The 15,993-nt window shown below is 39.8% G+C and carries 13 protein-coding genes; 2 read left to right on the top strand and 11 right to left on the bottom strand.

Annotated features, from left to right (window positions below):
- Positions 1 to 76 precede the first annotated feature (76 nt).
- From L2567_RS03055 to L2567_RS03025, 7 genes are all read right to left on the bottom strand, one after another.
- Positions 77 to 976 carry an FAD:protein FMN transferase gene (locus L2567_RS03055; RefSeq protein ID WP_235296222.1) on the bottom strand — a complete coding sequence of 300 codons (900 nt, stop codon included), beginning with the start codon at positions 974 to 976 and terminating at the stop codon, positions 77 to 79.
- A gap of 3 nt (positions 977 to 979) precedes the next feature.
- On the bottom strand, positions 980 to 2,293 hold the full coding sequence (locus tag L2567_RS03050) for a Gfo/Idh/MocA family protein (protein ID WP_235296221.1): 1,314 nt from the start codon (positions 2,291 to 2,293) through the stop codon (positions 980 to 982).
- Between the two features lie 153 nt (positions 2,294 to 2,446).
- A complete protein-coding gene (locus L2567_RS03045; protein WP_235296220.1) occupies positions 2,447 to 2,995 on the bottom strand; it encodes a lysoplasmalogenase in 549 nt (182 codons plus the stop codon).
- 100 nt (positions 2,996 to 3,095) lie between these two features.
- Positions 3,096 to 3,869, bottom strand: a complete 774-nt coding sequence (locus L2567_RS03040) for a formylglycine-generating enzyme family protein (protein WP_235296219.1) — start codon at positions 3,867 to 3,869, stop codon at positions 3,096 to 3,098.
- 40 nt (positions 3,870 to 3,909) lie between these two features.
- Positions 3,910 to 4,503, bottom strand: a complete 594-nt coding sequence (locus L2567_RS03035) for a D-sedoheptulose-7-phosphate isomerase (RefSeq protein ID WP_235296218.1) — start codon at positions 4,501 to 4,503, stop codon at positions 3,910 to 3,912.
- Between the two features lie 90 nt (positions 4,504 to 4,593).
- Positions 4,594 to 5,730, bottom strand: coding sequence for a glycosyltransferase (locus L2567_RS03030; RefSeq protein ID WP_235296217.1), 1,137 nt, complete (start codon positions 5,728 to 5,730; stop codon positions 4,594 to 4,596).
- A gap of 157 nt (positions 5,731 to 5,887) precedes the next feature.
- On the bottom strand, positions 5,888 to 6,868 hold the full coding sequence (locus L2567_RS03025) for a hypothetical protein (protein WP_235296216.1): 981 nt from the start codon (positions 6,866 to 6,868) through the stop codon (positions 5,888 to 5,890).
- Positions 6,869 to 7,062: 194 nt separating this feature from the next.
- Here L2567_RS03025 and rpe point away from each other — a divergent pair, with 194 nt between their 5' ends.
- Both rpe and L2567_RS03015 read left to right on the top strand, forming a co-directional pair.
- Positions 7,063 to 7,734: a ribulose-phosphate 3-epimerase gene (rpe, locus tag L2567_RS03020; RefSeq protein WP_235296215.1), complete on the top strand. Its 672-nt coding sequence runs from the start codon at positions 7,063 to 7,065 to the stop codon at positions 7,732 to 7,734.
- A gap of 19 nt (positions 7,735 to 7,753) precedes the next feature.
- The gene (locus L2567_RS03015) at positions 7,754 to 10,267 is read left to right on the top strand and encodes a TonB-dependent receptor (protein WP_235296214.1); all 2,514 of its coding nucleotides are present in this window, start codon (positions 7,754 to 7,756) and stop codon (positions 10,265 to 10,267) included.
- A gap of 10 nt (positions 10,268 to 10,277) precedes the next feature.
- On the opposite strand, the gene L2567_RS03010 is transcribed toward L2567_RS03015, so the two are convergent.
- From L2567_RS03010 to L2567_RS02995, 4 genes are all read right to left on the bottom strand, one after another.
- A complete protein-coding gene (locus tag L2567_RS03010; RefSeq protein WP_235296213.1) occupies positions 10,278 to 14,549 on the bottom strand; it encodes a choice-of-anchor L domain-containing protein in 4,272 nt (1,423 codons plus the stop codon).
- A gap of 64 nt (positions 14,550 to 14,613) precedes the next feature.
- Positions 14,614 to 15,003: a c-type cytochrome gene (locus L2567_RS03005; protein ID WP_235296212.1), complete on the bottom strand. Its 390-nt coding sequence runs from the start codon at positions 15,001 to 15,003 to the stop codon at positions 14,614 to 14,616.
- The gene (locus L2567_RS03000) at positions 14,993 to 15,616 is read right to left on the bottom strand and encodes an SCO family protein (RefSeq protein WP_235296211.1); all 624 of its coding nucleotides are present in this window, start codon (positions 15,614 to 15,616) and stop codon (positions 14,993 to 14,995) included. The genes L2567_RS03005 and L2567_RS03000 overlap by 11 nt, the downstream gene beginning before the upstream one ends.
- Positions 15,594 to 15,956: a hypothetical protein gene (locus L2567_RS02995; RefSeq protein WP_235296210.1), complete on the bottom strand. Its 363-nt coding sequence runs from the start codon at positions 15,954 to 15,956 to the stop codon at positions 15,594 to 15,596. Before L2567_RS02995 ends, L2567_RS03000 begins: the two co-directional genes overlap by 23 nt.
- Positions 15,957 to 15,993 lie beyond the last annotated feature (37 nt).

The following is a 15,993-nucleotide window of genomic DNA, read 5'->3' as shown; positions in this document are numbered from 1 at the left end:
TTCAGGAAATCACGCTCATTCCTTATGGTTGCACTACACTACGGATCACGGCATTCCCAGTATATGATCTGCCAGATTAGAATTGCTTGGTTGTCCATTCCCCATTTTCCAAAATATTTACCTGGAATTCATAAAAGTTCTGAAGTGTTTCGTAATGACCACTGACAGAGATAGCGGTGGCCAGTGCATCTGCTTCCATACAAGTGGGTGCCTTCACAGTGATCCCTCGATCTATACTAACAGCTTGCTGATCTGCAGGGTCAATAATATGACTATACCTCAAACTATCTTGCTCTAAGTATTGATAGTATGAACCCGAAGTGGCTATAGCAGTATTTTCCAGCCATAAGATCTTCCCTTTTTCATAAAATTGTGCAATTTTCCATCCTTTTCCGGTGGGAGAGGAGCCCATGCGCATATCGCCTCCGCCGTCAATTAAAATGGTATCGTAGCCCATATTAATGAACATCTCAAATACTTTATCGATAGCATATCCTTTGGCAATTCCTCCAAAATCCAATTTGGTATGGGCATTGGTTTTCACCAGATTATAATCGACTTGGAGTTCAAGGTCTTCGGTTAGTTTTGAGTTCAAGGCAGATGATTTTGGTGCATCACCTTCCTTTATTCCTTTTTTCCAAAGGTCTATACTTTGGCCAATCCTGATATCAAAAGCTCCGTTGGATCGCTCCCGCAATTCCTCAGCAAATTTGATTACTTCCAGCATTTCCGGTGAGACCGGCATCCAGTTTTCAGTTTGATTAAGTTCAGCAAGCTCGCTGTACTCGTCATAGTTAGAGAAGATTTTTTCAATCCTTTTTACTTCCTGAAATACCTGATCAGCGATTTGCGAAGTAATGTTATCGTCTTTTATAGTAAAACTCCAAATTGTGCCCATAGCCCAATAGCCATAGATGTTCTGGGCATTCAAAAATCCACTTAAAAGAAGTAAAAAAAAGATTAATATGTTTTTCATTGATTACAACACCTCTGTTTTCCCAGGAACAGGAACAGGGTATCTACCATTTTCATCCGGCATCACTGGTGGATCAGCATCAAAGGAGTATTTTTTTGGCATTAAACTCTTTGTAGAATTCATTGCTTCATCCCAAGTGACTGTTTTCCCACTGTAAGTGGCGGCTCTTCCTAAGAGTGACGTCATGGTACTCTTCGCTCCATTTTCGGCATCCATATATTTAAAATCACCATTGGCCACGGCAGCAAACAATAAATCATGTTCCACTTGATAAGGATTTGGATCTTGGCGATCATTATGATCCATAATGATATTGCCATTTTTTCCAATGATCTTACCAGGCGACGGTGCTGTACCTGAAGAACCATGGAACATTTCAGTTACTCTTGATTCGCAACCTGGTTGATGTCGACATTGACTAAACATCATTGAGCCATCTTCATACTCAAACTGTACCACATGGTGATCAAAAATCTGTCCGTGATCCGGCCCGGTTCTGACCTCTCGACCTCCCATTCCGTAAGCTTTTATAGGATAGGCCTGCTTAACCCAGTTGCCTACATCCAGGTTATGAATGTGCTGTTCTGCAATATGATCTCCGCACAGCCAATTGAAGTAATACCAATTTCTCATTTGATATTCCATCTCTGTCTGCTCAGGTTTTCTTTCCCGAACCCAGACTCCGTCACTATTCCAATATACTCTGGATGCAATAATATCTCCGATAGCTCCTTGTTGCAGTGCCTCAACCCATTTTATATATTTAGTCTGATAATGTCTTTGTAATCCAACTACAACATTTAACTTATTGGCTTTTGCTTTTTCTGCAACTTCGAGGACTTTACGAACACCATTGGCATCTGTTGCCACAGGTTTTTCCATAAAAACGTGTTTGCCAGCATTGATAGCCTCTTCAAAATGAATCGGTCTAAATCCAGGAGGGGTGGCTATTAAGACCACATCGCACATGGGAATCACTTTTTTGTATCCGTCAAATCCAGCAAAAATGGTCTCTGGCGTAACCACCAACCTTGCGGCATCCATATCATCTTCTTCAAGCGATTCTTTTAGATTTTTTAGACATTTTTCAGCATTGTCCTGAAAGGCGTCAGCCATTGCCACTAATTTTACATTTTGGGCTGTAGAGAGTGCCTGGAAAGCAGCACCGGTTCCTCGTCCTCCGCAACCAATCAGTCCCACTCTAATGGTATCATCTGCACTTATGAACGATCTTGCTGATATATTCAATGGATTTAAAGCTATCCCACCTGTGATCAATGCACCGGCTTTTACGAATGTCCTCCTGTCCTTTTTCATTTTTATTATTTTGTGTTCATTTAATTTCAGTCGGAAGTTAAGGAATAATATTTATTCTTTATCGATGGTCAACGAAGAATAGTAGGTCAAAACATAATTCCAGAAAAGATGTAGGTTGTTTGAAAGGTAGATTCGAGGTAAGGTAAACAAACCTTAGTGATCTTTCAAAGTAGATAATGAGAGCAAGAATATGGATGACCAATATGTCAGTAGTATGAGCAGGGATGCTTCGTGAAAAGCTGTCACAAATTTATTATAAGCCAGTATGGTATCGGAAATGACGAAGAGGCAGACAGCAACATTGACATATAGAAACCTTCTGCTTCTCAATTTATCAAACAAAGCAGTTCCCTGCCAGCACATGACTAAAATGACCATAACATATATCAATACTGGGTACTTCAGAGTTTCTAGATAGGGCATGATATATAGATAAAATAATAAGCCAGGGATTAGAATTGCAGCAGCAATCAAGGGTGATTTGTTCAACCCTTGAATGGCCAAAAAAGCTATGATAAAAAATAGGTGAGCAATGAGAAAACTTAAAAGTCCAAAAATAAAATATCTGGGATTTAATAAAAAAGTATCACCAACAAGGCAAAAAATGAGGCCAAAGATGACGTATAACCTATATTTCTGAAATTTAGAGCTACCCAACAACATGGCATATATGATGGCTATACTTGTAGTAATTGGCTTCATTAAAGTATAGATCACAAAAAAATCTAAGTATAGTGCAGATATAGATATTGTCGCTGCAGTAAAAAACAATAAAAGGAAAGCTTTCCGGGATTGAAGGAGTCTATTCAAAATATGCTTTAAAAAATGATTCAACCTCTTCATTCGTCGGTTGTTCCACAGGTGAATGTAGTCTGAATCCGACAAATGGACCGTCCGTCAACCACCAGATACTCTTTGGAATTTGAGGATCACGTTGTTGCCACTTTCGGTCATATTTAATATTGGTATCTGCCGTAATATCGCTTTCATTGTCAATATAAGAACCTCCCTTCAGTACTCTTTTGTCCAAGGTCCACTCCATCACATTTCCATAGAGGTCATAAATATCGACATCAGATTGGAATGTACCAGTCTGATGATATTTGTCGCCACTATTTTCATAAAACCAACCTTTGGTAGAGGGCTGTTTTTTTGCCACATAAGTCCATTCCCTTGCAGTTGGTAGTCTGTAAAATCTCCCCGTTTTTTGATACAGCCACTCACAATATCTCATGGCTGCCTTCTGGGTCATGCTTACAGCAGGAAATCCACCTTCTGTTCCCATCCCCCAGGTCATATCTTCATAAGGTGGCGTAGGTCGGGTAATGGCATCAGGTGAATAATCATCATCGAGATCGCTTTCCGGGGTGTCAAATTCTTTTCTTTTGAAAAGCGCAAACATATCGTAAGTGACTTCGTGAGTACCGATATAGAAGTCTGCAATACTATCGTTTCCTTCTATTAATTTTAATTCAAAAGTAACCTCCGAGCCTGGAATGGTGTCTTTCAGCACATCCTGAGCCCATAAAGTACAACCCATAAAGACCAGCGCCACGATTATCAGTAAATATTTCATTCGTATACTTTCATTAATGTTCTTAAGTCAATGATGTCTTTTATTTCCCTTTTATAGGGAAAAGTGACTTTTCTACATATTCGCAAATAGAGTGTCCAATTAACATATGACATTCCTGTATTCTTGGGGTGTTAGAGCTTGGAATTTCGATCAATAAGTCACAATGTTCTTTTACTTTGCCCCCTCCTGACCCAGTGAATGCCGCGGTGAACATTCCCAGTTGTTTCGCTTTTGCCAACGCATTAACAATGTTCAATGAGTTTCCGGAGGTGGATAAGCCTATTAGAATATCATTCTTCTTGCCCATAGCTTCTACCATTCGGGCATAAATTTGCTCGAAAGAGTAGTCATTACCTACCGCAGTTAAGTACGACGTATTGATGTGCAATGCTTCAGAATACAATGGGGGACGGTCGTAGTAATATCTACCTGAAAATTCCGCAGCTAAGTGCTGAGCATCGGATGCACTTCCTCCATTTCCACAAAACAAAAGCTTGCCATCATTTTCGAAAAGTTTTACAATTTCTTCGGATAAACGCTTGATCTTGAGATGCAGCTCTTCATTTTCTAATATTTGCTCACGAAGAGCGATGGCTTCCTGAAAATTGCGTTTTACTATTGAGATTTGATCCATGCTTTCTTGCTAATCGCTCAAATATAGGAATTTCATTGCCCAGGATTAACATTTACTTTTGAATAGATGATCATATGCACTGCAAGTGTATTAAGATTGAATCTTATGATAGAGGCCCATCATTTTATCAATCAAGATATCCCAACTGTACTTCTTCTTTTCCTTCTTTACATTTTCAATCATCTTCTCCTGATCTGCGTCGTTAAAAAATCGATGAATGGCATCAGCAATTGCCTCGACATCAACAGGCACCACATACCCGACTTTTTCATGCGGGCATATTTCCGCAAGACCTCCCACATCTGTTACGATCATGGGTTTATCAAAGTGATAGGCAATTTGCGTCACACCGCTTTGGGTTGCACTTCTGTAGGTCTGTACCACTAAATCGGAGGCGTTAAAGAAATACTTTACATCAGAGTCAGGTATGAATTCGTCAAATCCAATCACTTGATCTTCTATTGCAAGTCTTTTAATTTGGTCCTGGTAAATGTCTTTATGGTCATAGTATTCTCCAGCAATGAGAAGTTTGATATTACTATTTTTAAGTCTGGGATCAGCCATGGCCTCCAATAGTAAGTCGAGACCTTTGTATTTTCTGATAAATCCAAAAAATAGAATATACTGAAAATCCGGACTCAGCTTCAGCTTGTTGAGCGCCTGCTGTTTGCTCACTTTTTCACCGAAATTATCATAGAGTGGATGAGGCGTGAGCACCTTCGGTTTTAGCGTATCGAATTGTGTGATGTCTTTGAGTACGGTTTTCGACATGGCGATGAACGCATCGACCGGTTTTACAAAATACTGCGTAAAAACTTTGTCTCCTGGTCTGCTTTCATGTGGTATGACATTGTCTAATAGGGTAATGATCTTGGTGTGACCATTTTTTTTAATGATCCTGGCGATGGTTCCAAGGCATGGTCCCATAAATGGCAACCAGTATCTCATCACTACCAAATCCGGTCTTTCATTCTTGATTTGTTGACCTGCTTTAAACCAATTAAAAGGTAGGGTAGAATTAATCAGTCTATGTATATCTAAATCTGTAGGTGGAGGCTCCGATGAATATTGAGTTTTTCCAGGAAAGAGGATATTTGGATACTGGACGGTGAAGGTGTAAATTTTGACCTCGTGTCCATGATTCTGAAGTCCTCTCGCCAGACGTTCATTGTAGGCAGCAATCCCGCCTCTAAATGGGTGTGCAGGTCCAATAAATGTTATTTTCATAATATCTCCTTCACGCTAAATTCAGACATTGACATACAAAGACCTTCAGATCCCCTCATAATAAGTTGCGATGATCTTAAAAAAAAATGAATATATAAAGAAAAAGCCGATGAATCAACGATCCATCGGCTCACCTCATACCATGTATGAAATTGGATTATTTTAATTGGACAGCTCCCTTTCCAGCAAGGTAGCCTTTATTATATACCTCTACTTCATAGTTTCCTTTAGGAAAAGCTGTACCCGGAGCCCAGTCAACACAAGCGGTCACTTCCTTATTTTCATAATTAAGGACACCTTTTTTAGAGAATCTAACATCTTCTCCACTGGCATCATTGGTTAATACGCCAGAACCAGCTGACTCAATGGCCATGGTCTCACCTTGTGGGTCAATGATTCTTACGTAAAATATTTCCTGACCTTTTTCAGCTACCATATTTTCTTCAGTATCAAAGCAAATTCTCATTTTCTCTACTTGCTTAGCATACTGTCTCGCAACTTCTTTTCCATTGTTCTTGGTCTTCAATCCCTGTGCAACTACATTTTCCACATTGATCACAGAAGCTACATTCACCTTTGCTTCCAATTCTGATTTCACTTCCTCTAGTTCTTCTTTTTCACTCATTAGTTTTGCCTGAGCAACCTGAAGCTCTTCATTGTCCTCTTTTGCTACATTGAGATTATCAATGAGCATCGTCTTGTCTTCTTCCAGCTTCACATTTTTAGCATTCAGCTGAACATTCTCGTCCTTAAGTGTTTGAATCTCAGCGACATATTGTTCGGAAAGTGCGGTTAAATTAGCAATTTCTTCTCTTGCTTCTTTAAGCTTTCCTTGTGTCCAAAGCAATCCGCTGATTTTCTTTTTCTGGTCCGCTAGTTCTAATTTTTGTTCTTCTATCAACTCATTTAATTGTACATTATCAGTCTTCATAGCATCCAGATTGGTCATAGCTTCTTCATATTGAATTTCTAATTCAGCCTGAACTCTCTCTTTTTCTGCTATTTGCTCCTGTTGCTCAACATTTGCTTTCGCAAGTTGAGACCTGTCAAACCATAGATAGCCTGCAAGACCAGCAAAAATGATCATACCTGTGATTAACCATGCTATTGTGGTCTGCTTTGATTTAGTTGTTGTCATATTATTTTAAAATTAATTATTTGAATAGGGCATTAACGGCTACAAGACGAATGAAAATTACTTGACCACTAAAAAAAAGTAAAAAATTTGTCGTGCCTGACAATTTATTTTCAAATAATTTTATAAGGCCGTGAAAAAATGGACTTCTTCATCAAAGCCAAAAAAAATATTAATTTTGCAGCAAAAATAAAAGTATGCCTATAATTGCTCCATCCATACTGGCCGCAGATTTTGGTAGGATCCAGGAAGAAATTGAAATGGTTAATGAAAGTGAGGCTGACTGGTTGCATGTGGATGTTATGGATGGTGTGTTTGTCCCAAATATAAGCTTTGGACAGGCTATAGTTAAAAAAATGGCGGCCTACAGCAAAAAACCGGTAGACGTACATTTAATGATAACTCAGCCAGACCGTTATATTGGTGAATTTGCAGATGCAGGAGCAGATCATATCTATGTTCATTTTGAGGCTTGCGATCACCTGCACCGATCCATTCAATTGATAAAGGAGCACCATGTCAAGGCGGGAGTTGCCATAAATCCCCATACCAATGTCAGTCTTTTACATGATGTTTTAGAAGACCTGAATCATGTTTTGATCATGAGTGTTAATCCTGGTTTTGGAGGGCAGAAGTTCATATACAATACTTTAGCGAAGATAAGGACACTAAAGAAAGAGATCACTGATAGAAATTTACCTACATTAATAGAGATAGATGGCGGTGTAGGCCTTCAGAATGCGGAGAAGATTTTGGAAGCTGGTGCTGATGTATTGGTAGCGGGATCCAGTGTTTTTAAGTCTGATAATCCGAAGGAAACCATCAAGCGTTTTAAAGCAATCGAGAAGCAGTATACTTTCTCTGATTAAAATTCGTTCGGAACATAGCATGGGGAAAGCACTTACTCTCTTACTTCTTTTATTTTGTAGTCTAGATCTTTCTGCACAGAACATCGAAATTATTGGGAAAGTCACTGACATTGAATCAGGTGAGCCCATAGATTTTGTAACGGTTTATATGGAAGGTAGTACTTATTCTACTGAAACCAATCCAGAAGGTCTTTACGTCTTAGAAGTACCTGCTAACGAGAACTTGTTCTTAATATATTCCAGAATTGGATATGTTGAGGCAAGAGTTTTTGTTGAAAAAACCAGAACCGGAGCCTCACGGAACATCAATGCAGCGCTGGTACCCAAAACTTCAGAACTTGATGTGGTAATCACAGAATCACGGATAGAGGATTTAGGCATTATTAGAGAAGAAGTAGAGGATTTGGTTTATCTGCCTACTGCATCTGGAAACTTTGAAAGTGTTTTACCCAGTATTGCGCTGGGTGTAAACAGTGGTACTGGTGGAGAATTAACTTCTCAATATAATGTGAGAGGTGGTAATTATGATGAGAATTTGGTTTATGTCAATGATTTCGAAATTTATCGTCCTCAATTAATTAGGAGTTCACAGCAGGAAGGATTGTCCTTTCCCAATATTGACCTTATTCGAGATCTCCAGTTTTCAAGTGGTGGATTTCAGGCTAAGTATGGAGACAAATTATCTTCTGTTTTGGATATCAGCTACAAGCGGCCTGAGGAGTTTCGCGCGTCAGCCTCAGCCTCACTTTTAGGAGCGTCTGCTCACATCGAAGGTTCCAGACAGCTTGGCAAGCGGCCCTATAATAAATTCAGATATTTAGTTGGGACCAGGTACAAAACCACAAGATATTTATTGGGATCTCTTGACATTGCAGGAGAGTACCTGCCTAACTTTACGGATCTACAAACTTATTTAAGTTATGACATCAATAAGTCATGGCAGGTCGGATTGTTGGCTAATTTTAACAGTTCTGTTTACAATTTCAGGCCCGTTTCAGGTGTGCAAGGAACGGGTTTCATTGACTTTGCGCTGCAGTTGACTACTTTTTATGAGGGTCGTGAAGAAGATAGATTTACCAATGGCATGACCGGTCTGTCTTTAACCTATCTGCCTGAACGCGATAAGAATCCCATTTACATGAAATTTCTGGCTTCTACATACACCAGTCAGGAATCTGAAACCTTTGATATCATCGGAGCATACAGACTCAGTGAAATAGAAACAAATTTTAATGATAATGCCGGACAGGAAATTGCTGTACTAGGGGTAGGAACCCAGCATGAGTTTACCAGGAATTTCTTGTTCGCCAATGTTTACAACTTTCAACATAAAGGCGGGATTGAGTTACAATCTGATAATGGAAGCGGCTCAAACCACTTTGTCGAATGGAGTTTGAAATATCAATCGGAATATATCTTTGATAAGATTAATGAATGGGAACGTCTGGATTCTGCATTGTACTCTATACCGTATACGGGTGAAAGTATTCCGTTGAATTTTAGCTATCAGACCAATAATACACTTTTGTCTAATAGATTGACCGCTTATTTGCAAGATTCATATTCTCTTTATACTGGCCTGGCTGAATGGCGATTTACTGGTGGAGTGAGGCTATCTTACTGGGACTTGAACCGGGAATTCTTCGTCAGTCCTCGAGCTCAGATATTGTATAAGCCTATTAATAATAGGAATGATCTTACTTTCAAACTTTCTGGGGGAGTTTATAATCAGCCTCCATTTTACAGAGAGATGCGCAGACTTGACGGTACATTGAATACCGATCTGCTTTCTCAGAAATCAACACATCTGGTAGGTGGTTTAGGTTATGACTTTTATTGGAGGACAGTCAGTCCTAAAAAGTTCAGGTTGATAACAGAAATTTACTACAAGCAGATGAGAGATGTTGTGAGCTATGAAATCGACAACGTTCGGATTAGGTATTCAGGAGAAAATGATGCGAATGCTTATGCAATGGGATTGGATATAAGGGTCAATGGTGAATTTGTTCCGGGAGCAGAATCCTGGGTAAATCTTTCATTTTTACAAACAAGAGAGCAAATTATAGGCGTGGAGCATCTTCAGCGTGAAATTGGAGATTCTGTAGCAACTCGTGTCAATTGGGTGCCTCGACCGACGGACCAGCTTATGACTCTCAATATGTTTTTTCAGGATTATCTTCCTAAAAACGAGAATTTCAGGATGAATTTAAATCTGGGTATTGCCAGTGGATTGCCTTTCGGAGTTCGGGGCAATAATAAAATTTATAGAAATACTTACAGATTCCCGATTTATCAGCGCGTGGATCTTGGATTCGCCTACATGCTTTGGGACCGTTCCAGAATTACGAAACAGCCTAATCATCCACTAAGATTCTTTAGGAAATCCTGGGTAAGCCTGGATGTTTTAAACATGTTACAAATCAGAAATGTTGCTTCCTATACCTGGATCAAAGCGATCAATAACAGACAGTTCGCCATTCCCAACGCCCTGACCTCCAGAAGAATCAATCTAAGGTTTAAAATAGAAATCTAAAGAAGAATTTTTATCTCAGAAGTGTCACATCTCCTTTGAAATCAATCGTATCTCCGTTATCAATCTCGACCTGGATGGCATAAATATAGACATCCGCAGGTGCCAGGCTATTATTGCCTAGTCGACCATCCCATCCTGTAACAACTGCACATTGGCGGTCTTCACATTCAAAAACCCTCTGCCCCCATCTATTGAATATCTCAAACCTGGTGATTTGCCAATTGTCTAAAGCAACTGCAGGTGTTTGAATGAGTCTGAATACATCGTTGATCTCATCGGTTCCTCCCCCTGGAGTAAAGGCATTAGGTAATCGGAATTTAGGAAACACCCCTATTGCCTGAGTACTTCCTTCCCAGGAGCATCCATTCTCATCAACGATTCTGACTTGATAGTTTGTAAAAACGGTATCTGCCTGAGTTGTAGTAAAAGTTGGTCCACCTTCACCCTGTGATTCACCATCAATAAACCATTCATAGGTTGTATTTGGACCGAAAGTAGGTTCATTTTGAACAGAGAGCGTTATTTCCGCACCTGCAGGAACAGTATCATTAGGAGAAACCAGAACCGTAGCCGATCTAATGCTTTCATCTATAGTCAATGTACCTGTGGTCGAAATGATACATCCGTCCACAGTGGCCTCTACTTCAAAGGTTGTATTCTGATCAACGGAAGCAATTGGGGTAGGGCAGTCATCACAACTTAGCAGACCTGATGGGCTCCAATTGATATCGGTGATCGGACCACTACCTTGCAACGACAGCTGAACTGGAGTGCCAGGGCAAATATTATTCTGGCTAAAAACAATATTGAGTCGAACATCTTTCACTCTTATCTGTGCAGAAGCTGTCGCAGGACAACCATCTGCGTCCATCATAGCCGTAACAACAGTTGTTTCATTAAAAGCTGCAATGGGATCTATACAATCATCACAAGACAGATCGGGTGTGCCCGGATCCCACATGATATCTTCCAGTTTATGTTCTGATTCCAACATCAATCGTACAGGGGTACCCGGACAAAGTGCTGAAGTATCAGATACGATGATTCCTACAATAGGATCTAACACGAAAATTTCTTTTTCAATGGTGTCTCTACAAGCACCATTTACGGTCACTCTTCTTAAAAGAGCTGTATCAGCGGCTATGACCGCTAAATTTCTTTCATCTAAAGGAGAGTTAATTCCCGGAGCCGGGTCCCATGCAAATGAAATATCCGGAAAATCAAGCGGATCGTATCCTGCAGAAACGACTGTTATTACTTCTCCCAGGCAGTACATGTCTTTTTCTTGAATAATCTCAAATTCCATGGATGGGAGAGAATCTGTTTCGATCCACACAGAATCAACAGCTGTACACCCATTAAACTCTGCAGATGCAATAACGTAGCCAGATACCTCCGGCTTCACCAATACTTCCGGACCGGAAGCTGGAGTAAGTATATTGGTTGGTTGCCATACAATGTCTGCACCATTTGCTGTGCCATTGGCAGAAAGTAAAATCGAATCAGGAAAACATAGGAATACAGAATCAGGTGCCGCTATATTTAATTCACTTTCCTGAACCCTGATGTTGATCTCAAGCGAATCTGAACAGGCACCAGTAAAAGAAGTTGCAACCAACGTGTAAGTGATGTCTTCCGTAGCAGTCGCAATCGGATTGGCTATAGTGTCATTATTGAGATAGTCTGAAGGTGTCCATTGATAGGTCACACCTTCATTGCCGGGATCTGTGGCCAATTGCACCTCATACCCCTGGCATATAAGTGAATCCTGAACGAGAGCTTCTGGAAGCTCAAAAGCATCCACTTGTAGAAAAAGGGTATCAGAGACTGAACATCCATCTAATTCCAATGTAGCCACAAAAGGAATTGGGGTAAAGGAGGCAGCAACAGGTTTTATAAAAGTAAAATCGGTATTCGGAGACAATACTCCCAAGTCAGGATTTTCCCAGATGACACCGCCTCCCTCTACATTACTTACGATTTGCACACCGATGCTATCGCCTAAACAAAGCGTAAGTTCACCATCCGGTATTAGTTCTAATTCTGGCTCGACGGGGAAGACCATCACCATGTCACTGCTCGTGCATTCAGGAGAGTCAAATGGTGAGATGTTTCCTGAAACTGTAAAAATCGTTGGTTGTGAGGGATTGATAAATGTTGGGTTTTGAGCGGTTGCGTCACTTAAATCACCAGCAGGCTCCCAGGTAAAAGAGGTAGCACCGTCTGCCGACAATATATAATCCTGCCCTGCACATATGTAAATACTATCGACACCACCTTCCGCAACAACCTCAATGGCTTCTCTTAATTCAATCTGTAAAGTGGCAATTTCTACTGTGCCGCATCCAAAATCATTCTGAAAAATTATTTCTATGATTTCTGTCCCTTCCATCAAATTGTCAGAACGAACGGTGATAGGAAAAGTCACGAGGGTTTGACCAGCCTGAATCACAATGGTGTCTGGTAAATTAATTTGATAATCACTTCCAAGAGTTGCCGTACCTTTGATGACTGGCGCAAATTTCAAATCCATTTCTTGAGGTTCACTCAACTGTATGGCGATTTGATCCTGACCATCAGAACAGTTTTCCAGTAAATAGTCAAATCCATACGACGAAATAAGCGTTACTTCCGGTACCGTATTGGTCAATTCAGAAATAAATACTCCTGAGTCATATAGAAAGTCTACTCTGTCTGCTATGGCAAACTTTAATTTATAAGTATTGCAAGGGATGACCGAAGAAGTAGCAGTCAAGCTTTTTTGACGGCCTTGATAATCTATAATTAGCCCATCATATTCTGTACTTAGTCCTTGGACATTATTTCTAAAATAGTCAGAATTGGTTTCGCTATTAACACTTTTGATCTGGATTGGAATATCTGTGTTTGGTATTAATGCCAAATTCTTTTTCCCACCTAATTCTGGCAAGCCTTCGATTCCCGGACCTTCTATGAGTAATGCGAAAATATCGTTAAAGTCACCTTGCGAAAACTCAGGATACTCTTCCGAACCAAATAAAAATTGAAAGCTTAATTCAGATGAATTTACAAAAGCCTCGACCTCGATCACACAAGCGTCGTTAGACGCTAAACTTGTTCCATACAGTTCTGATAATGCATCCAGATCTTCATCACCCTGACCGATGTAGCTAAATCCCGGATTGCCATCTGACTCATTTGGTCCTCTTGCATAGGCTGCACTTCCTGATGTCAATATAATGCCTTTTTCAATGCCAAGATCAGAATTTTCTCCTGCATCAAAGGTTCCATATGCGGCATTAGGGCAGTCTATATTTGTAATGGTAATGTCGACCAAAGATGAAGACAGGCTATTGATTAAATCTTGTTCCAATGCGTTGGTATCGATGGCAATGGATTCCGGTTTATCGCATTTTTGACTGCTACAGGACCATCTTCCTTTAAAACCTTCAAAAGTGGTGGAACCGTCCGTGATCATCTGAACTGTCAGACAATTTTCAGCATAAACGGTGTAACAAACTCCACTATTACCGCTAGGAAAAGTACCATTGGCACCTTCCAGTGAGACAATTAAAGGAGCATCAGTGTCTTCACCATTATAAAAATTTAGAACATCACCATTGGCACCTGAAAGTGTACCCTCTATATTATAGTATTCTAAATTAAATTCGATGCATTGATTAACCACTCCTGGACATATGGTAAAGGTATTGTTTTCTCCGTTTGAATAGTCACCATTAGGCCCTCCCGAATCGTAAAGTATACCAGAACATTCTGTAGAACCTACTTCATTCAGTGTGAATTCCTGATCCTGAGCTGTAACACAAATTGTGAAATCTCCCGAGAAAGATTCTCCTCCGAAATTGTCAACTCTTATATAATACAGGTCGTTAGGTGTCAGACCTGATACTTCAAATTCTAGCGTGGTTGCATTGATATCCGAAGCCGCACAAGTATTAATAGCAAAAACATTATCTGGACAAAACCCTCTGTATAAGCCTGCTTGTATATTTTGAATTGGATTAGAATTTTCCTCTGATGCTTCTATTTCAATGACATAATTAGTGATCTCCGAATCTGCAATAAAACTGAACCATACATCTCTGGCAGGAGCGTCTACAAAGCAATCGGGATCGTTATTTGCTCCCAGATCAGAAGCTGTTGCCCCTGCGTTTGAATAAACCATGTCAGTACAAATCGGGGCGGTGCCAAGATTAACCGTTCCTGCACATTCATCGTTTAAGACCTGAGCATATAGGGAGGTTGAACAGCATATAAGAATAAGTAGTATCCAGTTCTTCATAAATTTCAGAAGCAATAATTTAATAATTCAACGAGCTATAATTCGACAAAATACAGAAATAAATTTAATTACATTTCTCCAGATCTTTCTTCACTTGCTGGATGGTAGTTTCTTCGATATCATTGTCCCATGCCGTATTAACATAGTTGATGATATTAGTGATATCCACGTCGGTGAGATTATCAAAACCCACCATGGGCATCATGTAATCTTTGCCGTTAACGACTATTTCTTCCTCCAGTCCCTTTAAGATAATGCAAGCGATCATGTCCTGATTCTCCTCATAATAATCACTGTTGTTTAAGGGCGGATACAAATTCTTGAGACCCATTCCGTCTTTTCCATGGCAATTCGAGCAATAGGTATTATATAAACGTTCTCCCTGCACATAGACTTTGTTCTGGCAGAAAAAGAAGCTCATCAACATCATGAGCAGTAGTATGCTAGTCTTCATTTTCAGAAAGTAAAATTTTAATATCTTTTATAAAATCGTCCACATCCTCTTCATCAGTACCTTCACAGAACGCACGAATATGCCTATTTTTATCTACAAGAATGATTTTTCCGCTATGATTAAATCCTCCTGGTGCTTCATCGTCCTCGATGACTACATTAAAAAAATCGGTGGCGATGTCATGCAATTCTTCTTTGTCGCCAGTTAAAAAGTGCCATTTGGGGGCATCGACCTCTAATTTCGAAGCATAATCTTTCAGCCTTTCAGGAGTGTCTCGTTTGGGATCCATTGTGAATGAAACCAACTTTAAATTTTCTTCTTTAAAGGCATCGTGAATTCTCAACATCTGCTTTGTCACGATCGGGCAAATAGACGGACAGTGAGTAAAAAAGAAATCTGCCACATAAGGTCCGGAATTCAGCTGATCGTTGGTTATAATCGTGCTATCCTGATTGACAAATGAAAAATCCGGTATGGAATGGGGTACCTCTTGCCCCTCTACCATTTCTTTTTCTCCCAAAATAGGTAAGGATTTATCTTCATTTGTGCACGATATTAAAATGAGCATCCCCACTAACGTATAAGTCAACTTATTCCATATATTTTTTTGCACGCGCAATACTTTCATCAATGTCATCTGCTACTATTTGTATTTTTTCTTTTTGATCTCTATAAAACTGCTCAATTTCTGTTTTCGGTTCACTGTATCGTTCCATCCATAACATCATTCCTTCTTCAGCATCTTCCAGAGCCAGAATCAAGCCATCGACCTGTTTCTGTTCAGCACTGTCCACAGGCATTTCTTTTAAGTCCTTTACAGCATTTTGAATCTCACCCATTCTGGCCATTGCGTCATCGTGGATTTTCATGACTTCTGCTCTTTGCTGTTCTAAATTATTGGCGGCTGGCTTGCAGCATATAATTAAAACCGATAAAATCAAATAGTGTTTCATATCTATGATTTAAGAGTGTAAATGTATAAACTAAATC

Origin of the sequence: Portibacter marinus (genome assembly GCF_021533195.1) — a bacterium.
Lineage (GTDB): Bacteria > Bacteroidota > Bacteroidia > Chitinophagales > Saprospiraceae > Portibacter > Portibacter marinus.
This window is presented reverse-complemented; position numbering and strand designations above follow the sequence as displayed.

Bases quoted from the DNA above. Each gene is read 5' to 3' on its own strand.
- L2567_RS03035 (WP_235296218.1), bottom strand. From the start codon at position 4,503: ATGGATCAAATCTCAATAGTAAAACGCAATTTTCAGGAAGCCATCGCT.
- L2567_RS03025 (WP_235296216.1), bottom strand. From the start codon at position 6,868: ATGACAACAACTAAATCAAAGCAGACCACAATAGCATGGTTAATCACA.
- L2567_RS03045 (WP_235296220.1), bottom strand. From the start codon at position 2,995: ATGAAGCCAATTACTACAAGTATAGCCATCATATATGCCATGTTGTTG.
- L2567_RS03015 (WP_235296214.1), top strand. From the start codon at position 7,754: ATGGGGAAAGCACTTACTCTCTTACTTCTTTTATTTTGTAGTCTAGAT.
- L2567_RS03010 (WP_235296213.1), bottom strand. From the start codon at position 14,549: ATGAAGAACTGGATACTACTTATTCTTATATGCTGTTCAACCTCCCTA.
- L2567_RS03055 (WP_235296222.1), bottom strand. From the start codon at position 976: ATGAAAAACATATTAATCTTTTTTTTACTTCTTTTAAGTGGATTTTTG.
- L2567_RS03050 (WP_235296221.1), bottom strand. From the start codon at position 2,293: ATGAAAAAGGACAGGAGGACATTCGTAAAAGCCGGTGCATTGATCACA.
- L2567_RS03005 (WP_235296212.1), bottom strand. From the start codon at position 15,003: ATGAAGACTAGCATACTACTGCTCATGATGTTGATGAGCTTCTTTTTC.
- rpe (WP_235296215.1), top strand. From the start codon at position 7,063: ATGCCTATAATTGCTCCATCCATACTGGCCGCAGATTTTGGTAGGATC.
- L2567_RS02995 (WP_235296210.1), bottom strand. From the start codon at position 15,956: ATGAAACACTATTTGATTTTATCGGTTTTAATTATATGCTGCAAGCCA.
- L2567_RS03040 (WP_235296219.1), bottom strand. From the start codon at position 3,869: ATGAAATATTTACTGATAATCGTGGCGCTGGTCTTTATGGGTTGTACT.
- L2567_RS03030 (WP_235296217.1), bottom strand. From the start codon at position 5,730: ATGAAAATAACATTTATTGGACCTGCACACCCATTTAGAGGCGGGATT.